Raw genomic sequence first — 22,746 nt, 5'->3', positions numbered from 1 at the left:
GCAAACGCGATGCCGGCAGGAGGCGTGAGGGTGGCGGCCAGCAAAGAGGGAAAGGGGGGGGAAGGGGAGTTCGTGGTGGATTGTGGTTGTCGGAGAAAGGCTCCGGCCAGTCCGTCACGGAGAAAAGATATGGCACAGGCCATCCAGAAAATCACGCTCAATGCCGGACGTGACATCCCGTTCGACAAGCTCGTTTTGAGCCAGCAGAACGTCCGCAAGACCAAGGCGGGCGTCTCGATCGAGGAGCTTGCCGAAGACATCGCCCATCGCGGGCTGCTGACCAGCCTCAACGTCCGCGCCGAGATCGATGCCGATGGTAACGAGACCGGAATTTACCGCATCCCCGCCGGCGGTCGTCGCTATCGCGCGCTCGCACTACTAGTCAGTCAGAAAAAGCTGTCGAAAACGGCCGCCGTTCCATGCATCGTCAGCAAGGGCGAAACCCCTGAAGTCGAGGATTCGCTTGCCGAAAACATCGCGCGCGTCGACCTTCATCCGCTGGACGAGTTCCGGGCGATCGTGACGCTGCGCGAACAGGGGCTCGATGAGGAGGAGATCGCCGCTCGCCTCCACATGTCGGTGGCGACGGTGAAGCAGCGCTTGCGCCTCGCATCGGTCTCGCCACGACTTCTGGAACTTTACGCGAATGACGAGATGAAGCTCGGGCAGGTCATGGCATTCTCGATCACCAATGATCACGCTCGCCAGGAACAGGTTTGGGATACGGTTTCGCGGACCTATGGTCAGGATGCCAATTATATTCGTCGCATGCTGACCGAAACCGCGATCAGGGCCACCGATCGCCGCGCCATCTATGTTGGCACCGATGTTTACGAGGCTGCTGGGGGCGTGGTCATGCGTGACCTGTTCGAACCGGACAATGGTGGATGGCTGCAGGATCCGGCGATGCTCGAACAGCTCGTGATCGAAAAGCTGACCGCCGACGCGGAAGTGCTCAAGGCTGAAGAAGGTTGGAAATGGGTCGAAGCGGCGTTGGACTTCTCTTATGGCCATACCTCCGCTCTTCGACGGTTCTACGGTAAACAGGCGCAATACTCTGAGGAAGAGCTGGCCCACCACGACGCCCTGAGGGCCGAATACGACAGGCTCGACGCCGAATATGCCGATGCGGAAGACTATTCCGAGGAAACCGAGGCCCGGCTTGAGGAACTCGGCAACGAACTCGATGTGTTGAACGACCGGCCCTATGTCTTCGATCCGGAAGAGGTCTCCCGCGGCGGCGTTTTCATCTCACTTGCGGTCAATGGGCAACTGAAGATCGAACGCGGTTTCGTTCGACCGGAAGATGAGCCCACCGCCGAGGTGGATGCCGATGATGCGGATGATGGTGATGGTCATGGCGGAAATGATACCGTTGCAGCCTCGGCGAATGGTGGAGTTTCGATTAACGGCAGGCCTGCGAGCGTCGAGGAGCCGGAGGACGATGACGGCAAGCTACGCCCGCTTTCCGATCGTGTTGTCGAAGATCTGACAGCCGCCCGCACTGTCGCCCTTCGCAATGCGCTGGCAAACGACCCGGTGGTGGCCTTCATCGCGGCTCTCCATGTTGCGGTCCTCAAGATCTTCTACAGATACGGGGCTGACTCGTGTCTTGAGATCACGCTGCAGCATACCACGTTCGGCCAGACGCAGGGACTGGGCGATACCGTATGGGTGAAGGAGATTGAACAGCGACAGGAATCGTGGGGTTATGATCTTCCTGCGAATGCTGACGAGGTATAGGATTATCTGATCAAGCTCGATGAACCGAGCCGCATGGCGTTGTTTGCCCATTGTGTCTCGTTGTCGGTCAATACCACGGTCCAGGCGTGGAACAGGCGGGTCACGGAAAATGTCCATGCCCGGCAGCTCGCCATCTCGCTCGGATTTGACATGGTGGAGGTGGGCTGGACACCGACCGTCGACAACTATCTCGGGCGCGTGACCAAGGCGCATATCCTGCAGGCGGTTCGCGAGGCGAAGGGTGAGCAGTCGGCGCAACTCATTGATCACCTGAAGAAGCCCGACATGGCGCGTGAGGCTGCCCGATTGCTGGAAGGCAGCGGATGGCTACCTGAAGTTTTGCGGCTTCCGGTCGCCGAAACCACTGTGGTTGGCGAGATCGGTGCTGAGGTGACGGAAGACGGTGTCGACGACAATACCTCCAAAATCGCTGATGCCGATTTGCCGGCTTACTTGACCAAAGGCGAGGATGAGGAGGAGGCTTCTATCAATCCCTCTGACGATGGTGAACATCTGGAAGCCGCTGAATAGCTTTGTCCAGATCATCACAACATAGAATCCCGGGCCCGGTCATTACACCGGGCTCTTTCAGTTTTTGGACATTGGACACAAGCATGTCCGTCATGAACATCTATGAACGCGCCAGATAGGCTTCAGCCCTCCTGCTCGATTGGGAAGCAGAGCAGGTCGGCGATCTGCCCGGTATGACTGGTGAAACAAGCGCATCGGCGGCTCTGCGCACTTAGCGCAGCAGCCGCCGTTCGAGAAATGACTGCATGTCGCGCCGACCATCTGCGACGCAATAGACGATCACATCCTCTCCAATGATGCGATAGATCATCCGCCAGGGCTTGTGATGCAACTCCCGATAGTCGGTGATGCCGAGGCCGGTGAGTTCCTTCGGTACGTTTCCCTTGCCTGGCAAATCCTCGAGCCCCAGACAGGCGAACTCGATTTCGCCGAGAATCCGTTCGGCAGTCTCGATGCCATCCCGGCTGGCGAGGAAGCGGTAGAGATCTTCAAGATCCCGTTCTGCATCCTCGGTAAACAGAACCTGATAAGGCATCAGGCGCCAGGCTTCGCCAGGCGTGCACGAAGGCGTGTGAAGGTTTCTTTCGCAGGGCGGACCTTCCCGTCCTCCACCTGCTTGTTCGTTAGCGCCAACACCTTCAAAAGCGCCAGCGTTTCCTGCGTTTCTTCATATTGCCTGACGTCCTGAAGCACGGCTTTCGCCTCGCCATGCAATGTGATTACCACCGGCTGCCGGTCGTCGGCGAGCTGGCGAATGACCTCCGGTGCATGCGCCTTGAGGTAGCTGATGGGTTTGACCTGTTCCGACAGTTTCATCGCTGTGAACTCCTTTTGACCAGAATATAGACCTTTAATGGTCTTTCTGGAAGCGATTATTGCGAAGTCGCAAGAGGAGAGAAGGGTCGTTTGCGCGTGGGCGGTTGCCGTAGGACCGGAGAGAAGGTTTCCGGGATTGCCTGCTTTGTCGAGCCAGGCTGACGGCGATGTCACCCACTCTTCCGGCACCAGCCCGGCTGACCGCTCCCTCGGTCAGCCGGGCTCTTTCATTCTTTTCAGGAGACTTCAGCATGAACACTATGATTTCCAGCCCGCTCCAGACCCAGCGCCCGGCATCGACCGGGTTCAAAGTCGATATTTCCCGCGGCGAACGCATAGGGCGGGTGTCGTCCGAATGGTTCTCGCGCCCGGACGATGACCGCTTTTTGTCGCTTCTTGATCTTCATCACGCCGTCAGCATCCGAACCGAGCGTGCCCGGGTTCGTACTATCGAGACCGCTGACATTCGTGTCGAGGCGACGCGCGACAATGCAGAGCGCATGTCCCTGATCGTGCCCGGGGGGCGTGAGCCGCTGGCACCAACGCACTGGAGCTACGGGCAGCTTTGCAGCCTGGTTGGCGCACCTGCGAGTTATATGCGCCAGCTTCCCGCGCCACTCGCCGCCATCAACCTTCAACATGGGCTCCTCAGCCACAAGGCCGAAATGGTCAAAACTCTGGAGATGGACGACGGTCGTCTCGAGCTGCGGGCGGTGACCGGTCCCGAATATGGCCGCATATGGGATCATGAGCTTGTCGCCGCCGTGATGAAGATCGCGGGCAATGGCACTGGCGATACCATGTGGAAGGTGCCTGGAACCTTGGATTGGGAAACCATGACGCACAATCCTTTTGTGGATGTGACCAGGGACACGACCACGCTTTACGCGTCCGATAGGGACGTCTTCCTGTTTTTGGTGGACGATACGCACCCCATCGAAGCCGGACGCCTGCCGAACGGCGAACCCGATCTTTATTTTCGTGGCTTTTATTGCTGGAATAGCGAAGTTGGCAGCAAAACCTTGGGAATTGCGAGCTTTTATCTGCGGGCAGTGTGTGCCAACAGGAATTTGTGGGGTGTCGAAAATTTCGAGGAAATTACCATCCGTCACTCGAAATTCGCTGCGCAGCGTTTCGCGCACGAGGCCGCTCCAGCGCTGACGACCTTCGCAAATTCCTCCCCCGCCCCCTTCATCGCCGGCATTCGCGCCGCCCGTGAACGCGTCGTCGCCCGCAATGATGAGGACCGGCAGACCTTCCTGCGCCGCAGGGGGTTCTCCAAGGCTGAAACCGGCAGGATCATCGAAACGGTTCTATCCGAAGAAGGCGGGCCGCCCGAGAGCATTTTTGACTTTGTGCAGGGCATTACCGCACTGGCGCGGGGAAAGTCGCATCAGGATGCCCGGCTCGAACTCGAAGGCAAGGCGAAGAAACTGCTCGAAAGTGCTGCCTGATCACGACAACCCAACACAAATCCGCATCCATCCTCTTCACCGCCCGGCCATCGTGTGCTGGGTTTTAGCTGCTCTGGAGGACCGAAATGTCGACTGAATTCTCTTTCGCCGAAAAACGTTCGATGTTCAGGACGGAAGCACTCTCTCCCATCAGTCGTGTCGCCTGAAGATTGCCCTGAATCGGTATTATCGCTTCGATGGTGTCCTCAAGACACTACGCTCTCATATCGAGCAACTGGCGGCGTTTGGCCCGTTCGAACTATCCGAGAGCGACGGCATGATCGGCTACTCACGCATCCGGTTCAACCGGATGGGCTCTTGGCAGGGAGCAAGGCGCTATATCGCCCGCCTCAAGGCGAAGCGCTGTTTCTATGTGGACGGCTGGGTGATACCGATTGTGCCGGCGTCGGATGGGGCTCGTCCGTGCTCGCATCAATCATGCTGGCCGTTTCATTGGCAGCGACCTGATTGCTTGCCGCTTTCAGGTCAATGGTGCCCCAGATTGAGTTTTGTTGGGTAGACTGACGACGCCGGTTCTTGAACGCGACGATAAATGGCTTTTTCTCAGGCTTCATAATGTTCCGGCTGACCGTGGCGGATGGATTTTCCGGTAGGAGGTGTTCTTATTCGCCGCATCCTGTCAATGGTTGAGGCTCGGATTACCGGATCAGGGGAGCCGGGGAATTTCGCCTTGCTCCACGCGCCAGATCCACGGAGTGATCTCAGGTCGTGTCTCGATCATGTCGGCAAGCGCCCCCTCATACGCGACATCGGCGCCCGGAGGGACGATGAACATCGCGACGGGTGCCGGCTTCTGTTCCGGCATCGTCACGGACACGATTGGCGTATCCCGCGGGAGGTTAAAACGCAGCCCTTAACGATCTTTCGCTTCAGGTGGCTGAGTTTCCAGCAGCCTGAGCTCGTGAAAATTCTCGAACGGGAGCCAATGATCGTTGACCAACTTCTCCCGGAAGATGCTCAGGCCTTTCTGTCAGCGTGATCGGGCCGTGATGGGGAGGCGAGGCGCGGTTGCAGCGGCGGGATTGGATTGGCAGGTGCTATGCCGGTCGCCGCCTGGATGGGCGCGCGCCTGCGGGCCTGCCGAGAGACGACCCGTACCATGCGGCGGGCAGGCCTTCAGCGGGTCGGACAGGTTTCTTCCCCTAACGCGCCGCGCCGCGGCTGGTCATTCCTCGCGGGGCAAAACCCTTCCTCCGCCGCCCGGCGCTTCGCTTGTGCTCGGGATGGCTTCATGCCGCCTGGCTGGACGGACGTTGACCGGGGCGACATTGCCGAAGACCACATATCGCACACCGGTATTTCCAGCTTCACCAGATATTGCAGCAAAACCGGCAATGGGCAGGACGGTCACCACGTCAATCATCCTGGACCGCGAAGGGATGGCCGGCGAGGGAATTCAGCGCATGCCATCCGCGCAATTGGAGCGGGCGCTGGAGATGGCGCATTGGCGCGGATGGCGGCGAAGGCACACGCGCAAACCTGTGCCCGGTTCCGCTCAATGGTGGACCGGGCAGGCATGATGGTTTCGCACTCTTCGATTGCCCCGAATCATTCCCGTTGTATGTCGCTCGTATAGACGACCGCCTGCTTTTGCGGTCAACCCCTGACGGGGTAAGACCCGCCTGAAAATTTTGCAAAATTCGATTTCGGTTCCCTTGCCTTGACGGGAAATAGAATTTTGCAAAATTTTCAGCCGAGCTGACCGCAGCAAGTCGGTCGTCTCTTCGTGCGCCATCGGGAATGGTCCCGAGCAACCGAAGGAGACACTACCATGGCCACCACGATCGCAACCTTGATGCAGAAGACCGACGGCAGCCTCGAAGGCGTTTTCGCCACCATCCGGGTCAACGCGCCGATCGCAATCGTCCCGAACGCGAGCAAGTCAAGCGACGAAGCCCCCGATTTCCGCGTCATCCATCGTCGGACCGGCTTCGAGATCGGCGCGGGATGGAACCGCGTCGCCCGCCAGACCGGAGAGGAATACCTCTCGGTGAAGCTTGAGGCGCCCGAAATCGGTGTGATCTTCGGCAATGTCGCTCCGGCTCCCGGCGGCGATCCGGCAAAGAAGGTGATCCTCTGGAACAACCCGAACTGAGCGGCAGGCAGCCGGCTCCGAGCGATCGGGGCCGGCTCCGGCATTTTGCCACTGATTGGCCCGTGTGAACATGGGAGTGAAAGCGGGCATCGAGCCCACTGCCACTCCTTCCGGGTGCCAAACGGAACCAAACTTTGTCTGCTCAGTCCGTTCCAGTGTGCCCTGCCAGTCTGAATGCCTCAAGGACGAGCGGTTCCCCCCCCCAATTTTGCCGCCGATCGCTTGCGCGTCCGCCAACAAAATCGGCTCCCCCACTCGCCGCCTCCGGCGGTCGCGTTCCGCGCTCCTTGACCCCTCCAGCCTGCCATGACTGCGGGCGGCGTCTTTCACAAACATCAAGGAGATACTCAATGTCGAACGATCAGCACATCGAGGAACTACGCGCCGAACTGCGGAACGCCGTTTATCGCAACGAGCGCCGCTGGACCGAGAAGGAACTGGCGAAGGCGCTGGCGGAGCGCGAGGCGCTCTGGGCCGAGCAGGCGGCTTTCCTCAAGAACGAACCGCCCTATTGAGGGCGGTTTCACGTCTCGGGCGCGCTGCGCGGCCTCAGCCGTTGAGCGCGTCCTTCACCGCTTTCGCTGGCGTGAAAGTCAGCTTTTTCGACGCCGCGATTTTGATTGTCTCTCCCGTCGCCGGATTACGGCCTTCGCGTGCCGGCGTCTCTTTCACCTTGAATTTGCCGAAGCCCGGCACATTCGTCTCGGTGCCGGTCTTCGCCGCTTCTGCGATCTGCCGGAACACGCTGTCCACAATGGCCTTCGCCTGAGCCTTGGTCAGGCTCTGCTCGGCGGCGATCTTGTCCGCGATCGCGGTTGCTGTCGTCATGGAAAATCTCCTCCCAGGTTAATGTCTGATCAGTATGACAATCGGTGTGCCGCGATGATAGGGACAGATACTGCTGCTGCGGGGTCAATCCACCGGAAATTGGGATTTTACCGGAAGTAGCTTTTAGGCGACCTCGACGCCGCGCTAAACTCTCGCTTCTGTTTCCCTTCATGCACACACGTGGGACGCAACGCCAATGCGTGCAATGTATTTATGTCGTAGCTAGAACTCGTGCAAATAAGCGAGTAAATCGTGCAGGCAAAGTCAGGTAAACGTTTGCCTGGCGGCACATAGCAGGAGATCAAGTTGGTAACTGCAAACCTCGCTCAACCAATCCGGTTTCAGATCAAGCGTCCAGGAACGCTTTTTGGCGCTTCCCTCTGTTTGTGGCGAGGCTGGCAATTGCCATTCTCGGTCTTTTTGCCCGCTCGATATTCTACAGCGCGTGGTATTTGGCCTTTTACCTCTTGTGTATGTTGCGACCGTTCACCGGTATGTTGGTATTGGCCGCACTGGTCATGCTGCCGATGTCGATCGTCGTCTTTGCCTATCCCAATGCTGCTCACGGCATGCCGTTCTGGGCGTTCGGACTGATGGGACTTGTCTTGGTCGCCATTGCGCGGGGCTACACGCTTTGTGTCGACTGGATCACGCCGCCGGGGGCCGAAGATCCGTTCGAACGTTATCGTCGCACCGATCGTTAGTGGGAATGACGGTAATCAAGACGCCTGTGTTCACAGCAAATCACAGATCAAAAATGTGGCTTCACGAACCGATTGGCGCTTGCTGCAGCATCCATATCCTTCCGTCGGAAGTAGATCGCCCTGCCGCAGCGGATCGGACTGTGTCCTTGCACGATAATAATCTGCTCGTCTTTCCGCATCGATTGCGTGATTTCGTGTGGCATGATCAAGGGGCGGCGTTGGAAATTGACGTTTTCTGATTTGCGCGATGCGCCGTTCTTCATATCCCAGCCGATGTTGCGGGAACTTCCCTTCACCTCGACTGTCATCTCGCCACATTGGGCCGAGACATTACGCGCTGTATCAAGCGCTTTGATTGCCGCATAGGATGTGAAGGCGCAGCCATCGATCCATGAGATCGCTCCGTCTTTTCCGAAGTGTCGTTCCAGTTGTCCGACAGATTGGTACATCAGCATCAAGGATATGCCGTATTTGCGACCGCGATCGCGCGCTTCTTCCAGAATGCGCATGTAACCGAGTAGGTCGACCTCATCGAGCATGAAAAGTGCCCGTCGTTTGAAGTGGCCGTCGGCCTGTATCATGGCGTTGATCAGCGCCCCGATGATCACTCGACCTATGCCCGGATAGGAGCGCAGGATTGACGCGGGGATGTTAAGAAACACATCCTTCTTACCCGTGACTATGTCGCTCGGTTTGAAGGTATTACCGCAGACAAGTGCCGCATAATTGTCAAGCGAGAGCCATTGCGTGTCCTTCGAAGCGGTCGAATAAACGCCGGAGAATGTCTGTTCGGTCATGTTGGTAAAGACGCCCAAGGTTTCGCGAATGAACGCCGAACCCGAATTCTCCTGAATGTCGCGCAGCATGGCGAGCACCGATGGCTCAGGTTCGGAAACGATCTGTCTCAGGCTGCGCAGATTTCGCCGACCTTCATATTCTGACGATAGCATCACATGTGCGAGCAAGCCCGTTAGAAGATTATGCGCCTGGCTTTGAAAGTAGGAGCCGGTCGAGCTTTCGAAGCGTGCAGTGTCCGACAGGAGCATGTGGGCAACGCCGACGATGTCTTCTTCTGGTTTGCTTGAAGTTTCGATCCCGTCAAGTACGTTGAAGCCGATGAACGGGTTTGACGGATCGAGCACCATGACCTCACGGCCCAGCTTGGCTGTGCGATGTTCTACGACCATTGGCGCGACCTCGGTTGAGGGGTCGAGGCAGATCAACGGTCCGGTATAGCGTAACGCCGTCGGCACGACATTGCTGGTGGTTTTGTAACCTCCCGATCCGGCAAAAAAGAGCATATGCGTGGAATCGAAATCCTGCCCATAGGTGAGGAGAGGCGCCTTGCCGCCTTGTCCCCATGTTGTTTGATCGTCGGGATCGAAGGGCAATTCGTGCACGATTTCCTTGTCAACGCGGTAACGCTCCCCGACAACGATGTCGCCATCCGGTGGGAAGAGTTTTCCCGCAGCCGACATAGAAAGCCAATCGGCGTCACCGAAGGCTGCATGTCGGGCACGCTTGACCTGTTCGGGAACGACAGTGGAGATACGGGCCGATGCAGCGACTGCCATGAAGCCACACAACGCACCGACCACGACAACCATATCGAGATAGGAAAGTGCGGTGTCCCAGCTGACAAGACCGCGCTCAACGGATGGAGCCAGACGCGCGTATTCTCGCAAGACATAGAAGCCAACGACGCCGAGAAAGCACAGGAGGCTCATCATGGCTATCGGTCGCCGATGATGCATGGGCAAAGACCAGACCGTCAACAGTCCGGCGACCGGGCCGAGCAGAAGTGCAGGTAACGGAGCGGTGCGCAGAAACCAATATGCTGTTTTGCCCGCCATGCCGGTCGCCAATTCCGCCCACCGCCAGCCGATAATATAGACGCTGATTGCCGTGACAATGACCGGCACGAAGACGAGCAACAGGCTCGGGCTCAGTTTTCCCTTCAATGCCATTCGCGCATCTCCTGGTCACGCACGGCCTCAACCTTTTGTACCTGGGACTTGAATGCCTCTTCGCCAATATCGCGTAGCCGCCGATATTCGGGAGAGTTCATTGTCACGCGCGCCAGTTCAAGCAGGCCGCCGAGCAGAAAAGCCCGGTCAGCCCTCGACAGTCCTGCCTTGACCACGATGCCACCAAGCAGGAATTTTTCGCGGGCTTCGAGTTTGCGGTCAGCCATCATTTGAAATCGCCTCCGACGTTCCAGTGTCACGATCCGTTGATCGACGTGCCGGAGCAGTTGAGCCAGAGGTCCCTTTCTTCTCTTTTTTGAAATCGTGCGGTGATCTCTTCGAAGATGCGATCGATGTCCTCGTCTGCAATTTCCAACTCCGCTAATCCCGACTTGGTGGCCGCCTTGGCGAAGCGCTCGGCTGATTTAACGATTGCGGCACGTCTGCGTTCACGCAGCTTCTCGATCTGGGCATCGATATCCAGAATTGACGATTTTGCGGCCATCTGTCGTTTCCTTTTCATGCAACAAAGTTTCGATTTCGCTTTTAACTATCTAGAATACGATAGTAAAATACGTTACCTTGCACAAGTCCCCAAAACGCCGATGCCGGAATTTTTAGTCTGATCGTCTTCTGGTGAATCGGAATCCGGCCCGCGGCCCGATCGGTTTGAGGGCGCAATATACGTCGCTGGAGCGACGTGCTTGAAAGAAGAGGAAACCAGACGTGGCGATTATGTTCGTCAGAGCGCAGGTGATTGGAAGGGGAGCGGGACGCAGTATCGTCTCGGCTGCGGCCTATCGTCATCGCGCTCGTATGATGGACGAACAGGCCGGTACTTCATTTAGCTATCGCGGTGGCGCGAACGAACTGGTGCATGAGGAACTGGCGCTTCCGAATGAGATTCCAGCGTGGCTGAAGTCAGCTGTCGAGGGGAAGTCCGTCGCGAAAGCCAGCGAGATATTTTGGAACGCGGTTGATGCGTCTGAGAAGCGGGCAGACGCACAGCTTGCGCGTGAATTGATCATCGCTTTGCCAGAGGAGCTGACGCGTGCCGAGAATATCGCCTTGGTCCAGGAATTCGTCCAGGACAATCTGACCGCAAAAGGCATGATCGCGGACTGGGTCTATCACGACAAGGATGGCAATCCGCATATCCATCTGATGACGGCGCTCAGACCCCTGGCGGAAGAAGGGTTCGGGCCGAAAAAGGTGCCGATTCTTGGAGAGGACGGTGAGCAGTTGCGCGTCGTTACACCGGATCGGCCAAACGGCAGGATCGTCTACACGCTTTGGGCCGGCGACAAGGAGACCATGAAGGCGTGGAAGACTGCCTGGGCAGATACGGCCAATCGGCATCTGGCGCTTGCTGGTCACGAGATACGCCTCGACGGTCGCTCTTATGCCGAGCAAGGCCTCGACGGCATCGCGCAAAAGCACCTCGGGCCAGAAAAGGCGGCGCTCGCGCGCAAGGGGATTGAGATGTTTTTTGCGCCCGGCGACCTGGCGCGTCGTCAGGAAATGGCAGACCGGTTGTTGGCGGAGCCGCAGCTTTTACTAAAGCAACTCGCCAACGAACGCTCCACCTTCGATGAGAAGGATATAGCCAGGGCACTGCATCGCTATGTCGATGATCCCGTCGATTTCACCAATATCCGGTCACAGTTAATGGCCTCGGATGATCTCGTATTATTGAAGGCGCAGCGGGTCGACACGGAAACGGGCAAGGTGGCAGAGCCCGCCGTTTTCACCACGCGTGAGATTCTTCGCATCGAATATGACATGGCGCAGTCGGCGAATGCTCTGTCCAAGCGATCGGGCTTCGCTATATCGGAGAAAGCCACCGCTGCTGCAATCAGTCAAATCGAGACACAGGATCCACAAAAGCCCTTCCAGCTTGATCCCGAACAGATTGATGCGGTCCGTCATGTCACCGGGGACAATGGCATTGCTGCCGTTATCGGTCTGGCTGGTGCGGGCAAGTCGACGCTGCTTGCTGCAGCACGCCTTGCCTGGGAAAGCCCAGGTAGTCGTGTAGTCGGGGCGGCACTTGCTGGTAAGGCAGCAGAGGGGCTGGAGGAAAGTTCAGGCATCAAGTCCCGAACCCTTGCATCACTGGAAATGGCATGGGTTGGCGGTCGGGACCTGCTTGAAAGCGGCGACGTGCTTGTCATCGATGAAGCTGGCATGATCTCCTCGCAACAGATGGCACGCGTGCTGAAGGTGGCTGAGGATGCCGGCGCGAAGGTCGTTCTGGTTGGTGACGCCATGCAGCTTCAGCCAATACAGGCAGGTGCCGCGTTTCGCGTGATCAGTGACCGTATTGGTTTTGCCGAACTTGCCGGTGTGCGGCGCCAGCGGGACGAATGGGCACGCGAGGCTTCTCGTCTGTTCGCGCACGGCGAGGTGGAAAAAGGTCTCGATATCTATGCGCGGCAGGGGCGCCTCGCCGAGGCAGAAACACGAACCGAAATCATCAATCGTATCGTCGAGGATTGGACCGATGCACGGCGCGACCTGTTGCACAAAGCCGAGAATGAGGAAACCGCGCGGCAGCTTCGCGGTGACGAGTTGCTCGTCTTGGCGCATACCAATGAGGACGTGAAGCGTCTCAATGCATCTCTGCGCCAGGTGATGGCGGAGGAAGGGGCACTGACCGGTGCGTGCGAATTCCAGACGGAGCGGGGGGCACGTGAATTTGCGGTCAGCGATCGGATTATTTTCCTGGAGAACGCCCGTTTTGTCGAACAACGTGCGCGCCATTTCGGTCCGCAATATGTGAAGAACGGAATGCTCGGTACGGTCATATCAACCGGCGATAAGCGGGGTGGAACGTTGTTAAGAGTTCGTCTCGATAATGGCCGAGAGGTCGTGATCAGCGAGGACAGCTATCGCAATATCGATCATGGTTACGCCGCCACAATTCATAAATCTCAAGGGGTCACCGTGGACAGGACCTTTGTGCTTGCCTCAGGCATGATGGATCAGCATTTGACCTATGTCTCGATGACCCGTCACCGCGATCGCGCCGATCTTTATGCAGCACGCGAGGATTTTGAACCTAGACCGGAGTGGGGACGAAAGCCACGTGTCGATCATGCCACTGGCGTTGCTGGCGAACTGGTGGAGATCGGCGAGGCTAAATTCCGGCCTGAGGACGAAGACGCCAAGGAAAGCCCTTATGCCGATGTAAAAACCGATGACGGTGCCGTTCATCGACTTTGGGGCGTCAGCCTTCCAAAGGCATTGGGCGAGAGTGGTGTCCGCAAAGGCGATACTGTCACACTGCGCAAAGATGGTGTTGAACAGGTTAAGGTGGAAGTGACCGTCGTCGACGAGCAGACTGGTGAAAAGCGGATCGAGGAGCGGCAGGTTGAGCGAAACGTCTGGGTGGCGGGATTGCAGGAAACGGCCCATGCGCGCGAGCAGCGCCTTGAGCGCGAGAGTCATCGGCCAGAGTTATTCACGCAACTGGTGGCGCGATTGTCTCGGTCAGGCGCCAAGACGACAACGCTCGATTTCGAGAGTGAAGAGGGTTACCGGGCCCATGTGCAGGATTTTGCGTGGCGGCGTGGCATCGATACACTCGCCGCGATCACTACCGGAATGCAGGAAAATGTTTCGGGACGACTGGCGTGGATTGGGAAAAAGCGGACGCATATTGCGAAGCTTTGGGAGCGAGCGAGTGTTGCACTCGGCTTTGCAATCGAACGCGAACGTGGCGTGACGTATAGTGAGACTGGCAATAAAACCTACGCAGTGGAAATTTCCACAGCCGGAAAATACCTGATCGCGCCCGCTTCGATTTTTGCCCGCAGTATCGACGAAGACGCCCGTCGTGCACAGCTTCGCTCGGATCGTTGGAAGGAGCGGAACGAAATTCTCCGACCGGTGCTGGAAAGGATCTATCGTGATGCAGACGGTGCGCTCGCCAGACTGAACGTTCTCGCTTCCGATGCACGAACCGAACCGCGCCAGCTCGCCGATAATCTCCTGACCAGGCCGCAGCGCCTCGGCTGTCTGCATGGTTCGGATCGCTTTGTCGACGGGCGGGCTGGGCGTGAGGATCAAAATGCGGCGCTGGGTGCGCTGTCGGAACTCGTGCCGCTGGCGCGCGCCCATGCCACCGAATTCCGACGTCAGGCCGCACGCTTCGGTATCCGTGAGCAGCAACGGCGTGCACATATGTCCCTGTCGATCCCAATGCTGTCGAAGCCGGCGATGGCGCGTCTCATCGAAATTGAGACTATCCGTGAACGGGGTGGGGGCGATGCTTACAAGACCGCTTTCCGCTACGTCGTGGAGGACCGCCAACTGGTTCAGGAGGTTAAGGCTGTCAACGACGCTCTGACGGCTCGCTTCGGTTGGAGTGCCTTTACCAAGAAGGCCGACGTGGTTGCCGAGCGTCACATGACTGAACGCATGCCGGAGAATATCTCACCCGAGCACCGCGAAAAACTCATGCGTCTGTTCAACGTCGTCAGGCGCTTTTCGGCAGAACAGCACCTAGCCGAGAAACAGGATCGTTCAAGGATCGTTGCCGGTGCGAGTATCCAAAATCATAAGGAGATTATGCCGATGCTACCGATGCTTGCTGCCGTGACGGAGTTCAAAACATCGGTGGAAGAGGAAGCGCGAAGGCGCGCGATCGATGTCACACTTTATCGGGATCATCGCGCGGCACTCACCGAGACAGCGACACTTATCTGGCGGGATCCTGCGGGAGCTGTCGCAAAGGTCGAAGAACTTGTCATGAAGGGGTTTGGGGGTGAGCGAGTTGCTGCAGCGCTTAGCAACGATCCCACGGCCTATGGTGCATTACGTGGTTCCGATCGCTTGATGGACAGGCTATTTGCTGCCGGACGTGAACGGAAAGAAGCAGTTCAAGCTGTGCCGGAAGTGGCGAGTCGGGTGCGTTCACTCGGTGCGTCGTGGGCAACTGCCCTGGACGTGGAGACACAAGCAGTCATCGAGGAGCGGCGGCGCATGGCGGTTGCCATTCCCGGCCTGTCGCGGGCGGCCGAAAATGCTCTTTCGCAATTGGTTAATAAGCGGAACGAGCGAAGGCAGAGGGGAAACAAGCGCCAGGTTAGTTTAAATTCGCTCGACCCACGCATAGCCAGGGAGTTTGTTGTTGTTAGTCGGGCTCTTGATGAGCGTTTCGGTTGGGGTGCAATTTTGCGTGGTGAAAAGGATGTAGCCAATCACATTGCACCGTCGCAACACCGGGCATTCCAGGTCATGCGGGAGCGTTTGCAGGTTCTGCAGCAAGCGGTTCGAACAGAAAGGAGTCTGGAGATTATCGCCGTACACCAGCAACATCGCGTCGATCGCGGACGAGGTGTCGTCCGATAGGTGCTTGAGAAAACAAAAGGAAGTCCAACATGGTCAGCCTTTGTGGCAAAGAAGCCCGTCGTGTTCTGCGGCTCCCGTCTGATGTTCGATGCCGGAGTACCGCAGTTCGTATCTTCTACACCAACCGCTGGCACCTCTCGCCAAGCGCGTTCGTTCAACGGTCCCATGTCGGCCATTGAAGAACCGTAGATTGACGGTTCATGACTGTCTAACGCGAAGAGGGATGTGCATTTATTGGGCCTCACTCTTTTTCGCCAGGTGAACGGCACATAGTTTCTCTATCTCGGCGATGAGGAGGTTCGTTTGTTTCAAAAGCCAGCGGAGTGCTTCTTCAGTAATGTCGAAATGCGGAGAATAGCGCGCCTTCACATAGGCTTCGTTGACAATATTGAACCATGCCTTGTAGCGCTGTTGATCTTGCGGCCATGCCTTGGCCAGTTCATTGCGTTGTCCTTCTGCAAGCCGGCGCAAGAATTTTAGGTTGTGTGAAGATGGAGAGTAGTTTGTCGTTACCAATAGGAAGGTGGAATAAGCCTGTTCTATCGCCTGATGAAGCAGGAAAGCAGCTTCTTTGAAAATTCCCTTCTCGATGCAAAAATTCGCAGTCAATACAAAATTGCGGGCATGCGGTAGTCGGTCGTCAAAATATTCCTTCGCGATACGATAGGCATCTTCCGGATTGAGAATCCCAGGCCGTGCAAGTGGCTCTGGATCGAGTTCGTAAAGGACGATGCCTTCTTTGCGAATGTCAGTGAAGAAATATCGTCCTTCCTTAATTCGCGTGTTCACCTCGCGAAGCGAATGGACGATGAAGTTTACCGGTGTCTGCACATCTCGCAGGCGCATAAGCCGGTCTTCGGTTTTGCGCCAGAACTCAAAGTCCGCCAGTTTCCGGTTGTTGACGATAATCAGCAGATCAAAATCAGAGCGGTAACCTTTGCCAGTATGCGGCTCATCCACCTGTGTGCCGCGCGCATAGGATCCAAACAGAATTACCTTGACGATACGACCCCGCTTCTTGAATTCCGCCGCGCCCTCCTTGAGCGCATCCTCGAATTCCTCGAATATTATTTCCAGCACGCGCTGCAACTCACGCTGCTTTACGTGGGGCAAGTGATCAACACGGTCTTTCATCAGCACGGGCGCACCTGTCGGTTTGAAGTGAAAGCCGAACTATCTGGTGTGTCGGCTAGGATGCAAAATCCAAGGACGTGGATCAACTAAGCTTCTGCAAAATTCATAAGATTTTTTTCCTATGTAGTTCTGTCGACGAGATAGCAATTTTATCCTTCGATCCAACAGCGCTTATTTTCCTTTGCTGTTGTACTCCTCGAAAGGTCTTGAATTTCATCTAAACCCTCTATCCGATTGTTGCCACAACTATTTGATTCTGTTACAAGACAGTACATATTTGAGCAACACATGCCAGGGACGACGATACAGCACCTGCTGTTAAAAAATCCGCTATGCGGTCTCCTAACGTCCGGCTCCATTCTATTTTCCCCTCCGCCGGACGCAGGAGGAATGGTTGTGTTGCAAATTTCGAATGTAAAAGCTGCCCGGGAACTTTTGCAGCAGGATGCTATCCATCATGGCACTGAGGACAGTCTGGTCGTTGATGCCACGAGGCGAATCTATGCGGATACAGCGCCGACAGCTGCCGCGCTTTTTGCACTCGACGCCTGGTTCGAAAATGATCAACGTAATTTTCAGTTCTGGACGCGGATTTTTCAGCGCCTCATGAATTGAAACTTACTGTAATGGGTCCGCCCACCGATCGAGAGCGTAGCCCCGACCCTGGGCTGTTCTGATCAAATTTGGACCGTGCCGCGCCAATGCACGCCGTATATGGCCGATATGAATGTCGACCGTGCGTGGCTCGACGATAGCTCCCTGACCCCATACTGCGTCGATGAGGTCCTGCCTGCTCCAGACAATTTCAGGCTTTTGCATGAGCGCTTCAAGCAAACGAAACTGCAACGGCGTGAGTTTGACGCGATGCCCGTTGCGAAACACCCGAACCTGCGAACGGTTCAGCAACAGGTCGCAATAGGTCAAAACAACTCTCGTGGCATCCGTAGTCGCGATATTGCCTCGGTATTTTTGGAGAAATCCCAGCAAAACAAGGGGATCGAACGGAGGGTTCAGGACCAGATCGAAACGTTCATTGATTTGATGTCCAGTATCGATGCCACTCCTGTTCAGTATAACCAACGCGAGACTTGGAATCCGTTCCCCAAGGTGAAGAAACTCGGAAAGCTCAGCCTCGCTGCCGTCCCATATCAAGACACCCGGATTCCGTTCGGCGCCGATCTTGGCAGTCGTCAAATCTTTGAGCTGTGATGCGAGTTCCGCATCGAACCCTTCAACCGAGAGTAGATGACGAAGCATCAGAAATAATTGCGCGTCAGATGTTTTTATCAGAACCTTCGACATAACATTCATCGTCCCGTTGAAGCACTATTAAAGCGAAACGTATTCTCCCCCGTTTACATCGATCGTGGCACCATTGACGAAGCCAGCGCTTTCCGACGCCAGGAAAGCGATCAAAGCTGTTACATCGTCAGGGCTTCCCAAGCGGCCCACCGGAATGCGCGAAAGGGCATCTCGATTTGAATCGGAATCCACTGGGCTAGTCATTCCGGTTACGATATGTCCCGGCGCAACCATATTGGCCGTAACTCCTGTCCCGCCAAGCGTGGACACGAGAGAACGAAGGCAACCCGATAGCGCAGCTTTTGATGCGGTATAAGCGCTGCCAGCGAGTCTGGGTACCGCCCTGCTAGCAATAGAACCAACCAAAACGATTCTACCGAAGCGCCGTTTAATCAGATCCGGCAAAATACATTGGCAACAAAGGACGTGTCCGATCAAATTGGTTGAAAGGACTGTGTTCCATTCCTCAATCGTTGTCTCGACAAACGCTGCAGCTTTGCCATCTTTTGCTTTGGGTGATACGCCAGCATTACAGATCAGAGTGTCTGGCGAACCCCAATGGCCTCGCACGGTATCGAAAAAGCCGATAATTGCTGTCGGTTCAGTTATGTCTACACACCGATATAAGATTGCATCTTTCCCGAATTGCGAAATGAGCAACTCTCCAGCCGCCGAAACTCGCTGTCGCGTCTGCCCGAAAAACGCTACTTTGTACCCTTCACTGGCCAATTGTCTGACCGTTGACAGCCCAATGCCTGAGCTGCCCCCGGTAACAACTGCTATACGCTCACGTGCTCCAGCCGTCATGCTGCCTGATCCATTGCCGCAAAAAGAGAAAGCGGAGGATGAGCGTCGGGATCGGTAATCACTTCAATGAGCGACGGTTTACCGCTTTCAATGCTCAGACGCAGCTGCTGCGAGAAGTCAGCAGCATTATCGACAGTGGCAGATCGACATCCGCATGCTGAAGCGATCGCTGCGTGATCGACCGGAGCAAAATGGCACGCCGTGGTATACCGCCCGAATTTTACGGTTTCAGCATCTTTCTGGAAGCCCAACACGCCATTGTTCAGAAGAACAACGGTGACAGGTAACTGCATACGTATCATCGTTTCCAGTTCGGCCCAGCTATGTGCAAATCCGCCGTCCCCTACGATGGCAACCACTGGGTTATCAGGATGGGCAACCTTTACCCCCATCGCAAGCGGTAAACCCCATCCAAGGCCAGCAAGCCCTCGCGGTGTAATGAATCTTCTGCCCACCTTGCGACAGCGAAGCTGACCTACGACCCACATGGACGAATAGCTCGCATCTGCCACGACCGTTACGTCATGCTCGAGCCAGGGCTGCAATTCCTGCATAACGCGCTCAGGCCTCATCGTGGCTGAGCGATCCTCAAGAACCGGTCCGCGAGCTTCGTCATATTCCGCCCAGAAACCCGCAATTCTCTTCTCGTAAGCGAGGCGGGACATGTCGCGCCGAAGGAAGTCTCGCTTCGACAACGCTTCGCATAGGGCCGTTAGCGTTTCGTGCGCATCGCCATGCAAACGCAGCGCCTCGTAGTTGCGCCCGATCTCACCGGGGTCGATGTCAATCTGGATGATTTTCGCTGAAGGAGGAATCTGCTGCCAATTGTCGGTTCCGTTCTGATTAGTGCGTGTTCCGGCAAGGATAACCAGATCTGCTTCCTTCATCAGTTGGCCACTGTAGAAACCCAACGATCTTGGGCCAGTCAGCGCTCCCAGAACGCCAGCAGACAGAGGATGGAATTCGTCAACTGCCCCTTTGCCCATATTGGTCGTGAACACGGGAAGGGAGGCTACTTCCTGAAGGCGAGCCAATGCTGCCGCTGCGCCACCGGCGTGAATACCGCCGCCAGCCAATACAACGGGGTTGCTCGCGTCAGCAATAGTATCCGCCGCAGTCTGAATGAGATCGTCCGATGGACGAAACCTGTCAAGCGGCCAGTAGCCAAGGCAAGCAGTTCTCGGCTTACCGCTCTTCGGAGCCGGGCTGCGCAGCAGGTCCGCCGGCAACAAAAGCGCAACCGGTCCCGCTCGCCCACTTGTCGCGGCGGTAAAAGCTGCATCCATGTAGTCATCGACGCGCTCGGCCACATTAAGTCGACGGACCCATTTCGTGCAGGACTGGAAGAGGGCAATTTGATCGATATCCTGAAAGGCGTTCTTGTCCGTTTGGTTCCGTTCGACATCCTGCACAAGTGCGACAACTGGGATGCTCGCTTTCAGAGCTTCGGCTAGTGGTGGAACCAGCAACGTAGCCGCAGGACCGTTCTGTGCCGCGACGACCCCCACCTTGCCAGAAACACGGGCATAACCGTCCGCCATCGCTCCGCCCATATTTTCCTGACGATAGGCGATCTGGCGAATTCCGCAGGCTTCGGCCGCAAGAATAACAGCGGAGGGCAGACTTTGTGCGAAGATCACCTCGACGCCATGGCGGACTAGTGCTTGAGCGATACGATCAGCAACGCTGTCTGTAATTGCGGCATGTTTCATGGATGGTCCTCCCGAACGGGGTTTTGTACAAGGAAATTATCAAAAAGCGAGGCAATGAGCTCGACTTCTGTGTTGCCCATCGGGGTCGATAGGCTGGCTGCCGCTCCAAAGGGCAACAGCACGCCATTCCGGGCGAAATACCGTGTGAGTTCTCGCATGCGTAAGGCCTGATCAGCCGACATGATCGAAGCGCGGTAATCAGTCGGCGCTTCACGTTTTGGATGAATGCGGAAGAGGGAGGCGGCTCCGGTGATCGAAAAGGGAGCCTGTCGCGACTGAGCGATCTGCGAAAGACGTGAGCGTAAAGCATCTCCCAATTCTTCGAGTCGTACGAAGGCATCGGGTGTCAATGCATTCATGGCAGCAAGACCAGCCGCCATGGAGACCGGGTTAGCGGAGAATGTCCCACCTTGCGAAACAGGCGGCTTGCCGTCCCGTTTTTCGAAGACCGACATGACTTCGGCGCGCCCGCCGATGGCTCCAATTGGAAAACCGCCCCCGATGATCTTGCCGGTTGCTATCAGATCGGGACCAAGACCGTAGCGGTCCGAAGCACCCGTATAACCTTGCCTGATATTCAACACCTCATCGGCGATCAGCAGAATGCCATGTTTTTGCGCGAAAGTTGTCAGTGCCCCAATAAACCCCTCGTCTGGCGCAAATAGCCCGGCCCGGCTTGGCATAGGATCAATCAAAATACCGGCGATCCGATGCACGTGGCTCTCGAGTTTCGAACTGATCTCCTCCTTGTCATTGAACTGGAGGACAATGACATCGTCGCCAAGGCTGGTCGGCGCACCACGATATCCAGGCCGCGCAACGCTTCGACCCGACTCGTTGGTGGGATAGGTGCCGGTTTGCCCCGTTTCAGCCCAATCGTACCCCCCGTGATAAGCTCCCTCAAAGCGAACAATCGCAGAGCGGCCTGTGAACGCTCGCGCGGCCTTGATTGCAAACATGACCGCTTCGGTCCCGCTGTTGACGAAGCGAACCTTTTCCATTGCCGGGATACGGGAGATCAGCAATTCAGCCAGTGCGACCTCGTGTTCCGTCGGATTGGAAAAACAGGTCCCGTTACGCAAAAGCCGCGCAACAACTTCCGCAACCGGTTCGAAACCGTGTCCGTGAATTAGCGTGGTGAAGTTGTTGTTCAGGTCCAGAAGACGGTTATCGTCCACATCAACCAGATAGGCGCCATCACCACGTTCAATGTAAATCGGTATTGGATCGATATCGATCGTGACGCGTGACACACCCTGCGGTAAAACCCGCAGGCTGCGGGCGTAAAGGCGTGACGATTCCGTACTGAGCACCGGAACGTCACGGTGTATTTTCGGATTGGGTATCATTGATTGGGCCTTTTAAACGCACATCAGCTAACGCTTTTGCGTTGCCTTCACAATTTTGTTGCAACAAAAATGCGAAAGGTCAAGTCCATACAACAAAAATCTATCTAATCGCGGAGCGCGCTCGCGCCGCCTGGCGCAAGCGCCGATAGCCATCCCGAATATCGTTCTCGAAGGCGGCGCGCAAGGAAGCGCCATCCTTGTCCTCCAGCGATTCAATGGCTATCTGGTGGTTTCGTACCCCATATTTTTCTTCGGCAAACTCCGGATAGAGATCGTAAAGAGATGGGCCAACCCTGAGCCAGGTCCCTTCGATCATGGATAAAAGCCGAGGCATTCCGGCCATTCCATAAACATGAAAATGGAAATCCTTGTTGTGCCGCAAAACCGTATCATAAGCGCGCCGGTCCAGCGCGTCGTTTATATAACTCTGAATATCCTTAAGTTTTTCAATGTCTTCATCGGTAACCGAGTTTACTGCAAGCTGTGCTGCCAGCCCTTCCAGGGCAAGCCGAATTAGCGTGATCTCGCGCAGGCTGTCTTCGTTTAAAACCGGCACGATTACGGTTTTTGGTCCCGAATAGACCAATGCGCCTTCACCGGTGAGACGGTTGATCGCGTCCCGCGCAGGAGTGGAGCTGAATCCGAGATCCTCGGCTACGGCTCGGACTGTAAGCTTCTTGCCAGGCTTGTATTCACCGCGTATCAGCCGCTCTTTCATTTCGCGGTACGCTACATCGCCAAGACTTGGTGCCTGACCCTCATTGGTGAGGTCCGACAATTTTGTTGTGCTCATTTTAAGCCGCAATCCCTGTTGACATATCAGAATTATGATGCAACAAAAAGACCATGTAAAGTTTTTGCAAAGATTTTGTCGCGTCATTCTAGGTTTTAGCAGCGCGTACTCATGGAGTCACGTGGTTGCTGGATA

The 22,746-nt window shown here is 56.3% G+C and carries 19 protein-coding genes and 3 pseudogenes; 7 read left to right on the top strand and 15 right to left on the bottom strand.

The features are described from left to right. Positions 1 to 129: 129 nt before the first annotated feature. Positions 130 to 2,274: pseudogene (locus tag QLQ11_RS20025) on the top strand (ParB/RepB/Spo0J family partition protein). Positions 2,275 to 2,485: 211 nt separating this feature from the next. On the opposite strand, the gene QLQ11_RS20020 reads toward QLQ11_RS20025, so the two are convergent. Both QLQ11_RS20020 and QLQ11_RS20015 read right to left on the bottom strand, forming a co-directional pair. Then, complete coding sequence (locus QLQ11_RS20020; protein WP_283735632.1) at positions 2,486 to 2,809, bottom strand: type II toxin-antitoxin system RelE/ParE family toxin; 324 nt, start codon at positions 2,807 to 2,809, stop codon at positions 2,486 to 2,488. After that, the gene (locus QLQ11_RS20015; protein WP_283735633.1) at positions 2,809 to 3,090 is read right to left on the bottom strand and encodes a type II toxin-antitoxin system Phd/YefM family antitoxin; all 282 of its coding nucleotides are present in this window, start codon (positions 3,088 to 3,090) and stop codon (positions 2,809 to 2,811) included. Before QLQ11_RS20015 ends, QLQ11_RS20020 begins: the two co-directional genes overlap by 1 nt. 251 nt (positions 3,091 to 3,341) lie before the next feature. Between QLQ11_RS20015 and QLQ11_RS20010 the strand changes: the two genes are divergently transcribed. Then, positions 3,342 to 4,544 carry a DUF932 domain-containing protein gene (locus QLQ11_RS20010; RefSeq protein ID WP_283735764.1) on the top strand — a complete coding sequence of 401 codons (1,203 nt, stop codon included), beginning with the start codon at positions 3,342 to 3,344 and terminating at the stop codon, positions 4,542 to 4,544. Positions 4,545 to 4,894: 350 nt separating this feature from the next. Here QLQ11_RS20010 and QLQ11_RS20005 read toward each other — a convergent pair whose 3' ends face one another. The 3 genes and pseudogenes from QLQ11_RS20005 to QLQ11_RS19995 all read right to left on the bottom strand — a co-directional run bounded on the left by QLQ11_RS20005 (position 4,895) and on the right by QLQ11_RS19995 (position 5,919). Beyond that, positions 4,895 to 5,119: a hypothetical protein gene (locus tag QLQ11_RS20005; protein WP_283735634.1), complete on the bottom strand. Its 225-nt coding sequence runs from the start codon at positions 5,117 to 5,119 to the stop codon at positions 4,895 to 4,897. A 92-nt stretch (positions 5,120 to 5,211) separates the two neighbouring features. After that, positions 5,212 to 5,505, bottom strand: a pseudogene (locus QLQ11_RS20000) (DUF1173 family protein); the annotation flags it as partial. Positions 5,506 to 5,730: 225 nt separating this feature from the next. After that, complete coding sequence (locus QLQ11_RS19995; RefSeq protein WP_283735635.1) at positions 5,731 to 5,919, bottom strand: hypothetical protein; 189 nt, start codon at positions 5,917 to 5,919, stop codon at positions 5,731 to 5,733. A gap of 417 nt (positions 5,920 to 6,336) precedes the next feature. On the opposite strand from QLQ11_RS19995, the gene QLQ11_RS19990 reads away from it, so the two are divergent. Together QLQ11_RS19990 and QLQ11_RS19985 are read left to right on the top strand one after the other, a co-directional pair. Beyond that, a complete protein-coding gene (locus QLQ11_RS19990; RefSeq protein ID WP_121539001.1) occupies positions 6,337 to 6,660 on the top strand; it encodes a DUF736 family protein in 324 nt (107 codons plus the stop codon). Between the two features lie 350 nt (positions 6,661 to 7,010). Further along, positions 7,011 to 7,175: a hypothetical protein gene (locus QLQ11_RS19985; protein ID WP_283735636.1), complete on the top strand. Its 165-nt coding sequence runs from the start codon at positions 7,011 to 7,013 to the stop codon at positions 7,173 to 7,175. A gap of 34 nt (positions 7,176 to 7,209) precedes the next feature. Here the strand turns inward: QLQ11_RS19985 and QLQ11_RS19980 are convergent, their stop codons facing one another. After that, on the bottom strand, positions 7,210 to 7,488 hold the full coding sequence (locus QLQ11_RS19980; RefSeq protein ID WP_283735637.1) for an HU family DNA-binding protein: 279 nt from the start codon (positions 7,486 to 7,488) through the stop codon (positions 7,210 to 7,212). Positions 7,489 to 7,874: 386 nt separating this feature from the next. Between QLQ11_RS19980 and QLQ11_RS19975 the strand changes: the two genes are divergently transcribed. After that, positions 7,875 to 8,192, top strand: coding sequence for a hypothetical protein (locus QLQ11_RS19975; protein ID WP_283735638.1), 318 nt, complete (start codon positions 7,875 to 7,877; stop codon positions 8,190 to 8,192). 47 nt (positions 8,193 to 8,239) lie between these two features. Here QLQ11_RS19975 and traG read toward each other — a convergent pair whose 3' ends face one another. The 3 genes and pseudogenes from traG to QLQ11_RS19960 form a co-directional block, all read right to left on the bottom strand. After that, positions 8,240 to 10,159: a Ti-type conjugative transfer system protein TraG gene (traG, locus tag QLQ11_RS19970; protein ID WP_283735639.1), complete on the bottom strand. Its 1,920-nt coding sequence runs from the start codon at positions 10,157 to 10,159 to the stop codon at positions 8,240 to 8,242. Continuing rightward, positions 10,150 to 10,389 (bottom strand): conjugal transfer protein TraD, encoded by a 240-nt coding sequence (locus QLQ11_RS19965; RefSeq protein ID WP_171318119.1) that lies wholly within the window; start codon positions 10,387 to 10,389, stop codon positions 10,150 to 10,152. The genes traG and QLQ11_RS19965 overlap by 10 nt, the downstream gene beginning before the upstream one ends. After that, positions 10,379 to 10,664, bottom strand: a pseudogene (locus tag QLQ11_RS19960) (TraC family protein). The gene QLQ11_RS19965 and the pseudogene QLQ11_RS19960 overlap by 11 nt, the downstream one beginning before the upstream one ends. Before the next feature lie 221 nt (positions 10,665 to 10,885). On the opposite strand from QLQ11_RS19960, the gene traA reads away from it, so the two are divergent. After that, positions 10,886 to 15,514: a Ti-type conjugative transfer relaxase TraA gene (traA, locus tag QLQ11_RS19955; RefSeq protein WP_283735640.1), complete on the top strand. Its 4,629-nt coding sequence runs from the start codon at positions 10,886 to 10,888 to the stop codon at positions 15,512 to 15,514. Positions 15,515 to 15,745: 231 nt separating this feature from the next. Here traA and QLQ11_RS19950 read toward each other — a convergent pair whose 3' ends face one another. Further along, positions 15,746 to 16,648, bottom strand: a complete 903-nt coding sequence (locus QLQ11_RS19950; RefSeq protein WP_171318152.1) for a nucleotidyltransferase and HEPN domain-containing protein — start codon at positions 16,646 to 16,648, stop codon at positions 15,746 to 15,748. Between the two features lie 288 nt (positions 16,649 to 16,936). Here QLQ11_RS19950 and QLQ11_RS19945 point away from each other — a divergent pair, with 288 nt between their 5' ends. Beyond that, complete coding sequence (locus QLQ11_RS19945; RefSeq protein WP_283735641.1) at positions 16,937 to 17,263, top strand: hypothetical protein; 327 nt, start codon at positions 16,937 to 16,939, stop codon at positions 17,261 to 17,263. A gap of 3 nt (positions 17,264 to 17,266) precedes the next feature. Here QLQ11_RS19945 and QLQ11_RS19940 read toward each other — a convergent pair whose 3' ends face one another. The 5 genes from QLQ11_RS19940 to QLQ11_RS19920 form a co-directional block, all read right to left on the bottom strand. Then, entirely contained in the window at positions 17,267 to 17,950 is a 684-nt protein-coding gene (locus tag QLQ11_RS19940) for a winged helix family transcriptional regulator (protein WP_283735642.1), read from the bottom strand. 27 nt (positions 17,951 to 17,977) lie between these two features. Beyond that, positions 17,978 to 18,757, bottom strand: coding sequence for a 3-oxoacyl-ACP reductase FabG (fabG, locus tag QLQ11_RS19935; RefSeq protein ID WP_121539644.1), 780 nt, complete (start codon positions 18,755 to 18,757; stop codon positions 17,978 to 17,980). Next, the gene (locus QLQ11_RS19930) at positions 18,754 to 20,469 is read right to left on the bottom strand and encodes an acetolactate synthase catalytic subunit (protein ID WP_171318123.1); all 1,716 of its coding nucleotides are present in this window, start codon (positions 20,467 to 20,469) and stop codon (positions 18,754 to 18,756) included. The genes fabG and QLQ11_RS19930 overlap by 4 nt, the downstream gene beginning before the upstream one ends. After that, entirely contained in the window at positions 20,466 to 21,818 is a 1,353-nt protein-coding gene (locus QLQ11_RS19925) for an aspartate aminotransferase family protein (RefSeq protein ID WP_167836182.1), read from the bottom strand. Before QLQ11_RS19925 ends, QLQ11_RS19930 begins: the two co-directional genes overlap by 4 nt. A 100-nt stretch (positions 21,819 to 21,918) precedes the next feature. Continuing rightward, positions 21,919 to 22,611, bottom strand: a complete 693-nt coding sequence (locus QLQ11_RS19920) for a GntR family transcriptional regulator (RefSeq protein WP_171318124.1) — start codon at positions 22,609 to 22,611, stop codon at positions 21,919 to 21,921. Between the last annotated feature and the right edge of the window lie 135 nt (positions 22,612 to 22,746).

This window comes from Ochrobactrum sp. SSR (assembly GCF_030067775.1).
In the GTDB taxonomy this organism is placed as follows: domain Bacteria; phylum Pseudomonadota; class Alphaproteobacteria; order Rhizobiales; family Rhizobiaceae; genus Brucella; species Brucella teleogrylli.
Note: the sequence above shows the minus strand (reverse complement) of the source record. Positions and strands in the feature narration are given on the sequence as shown.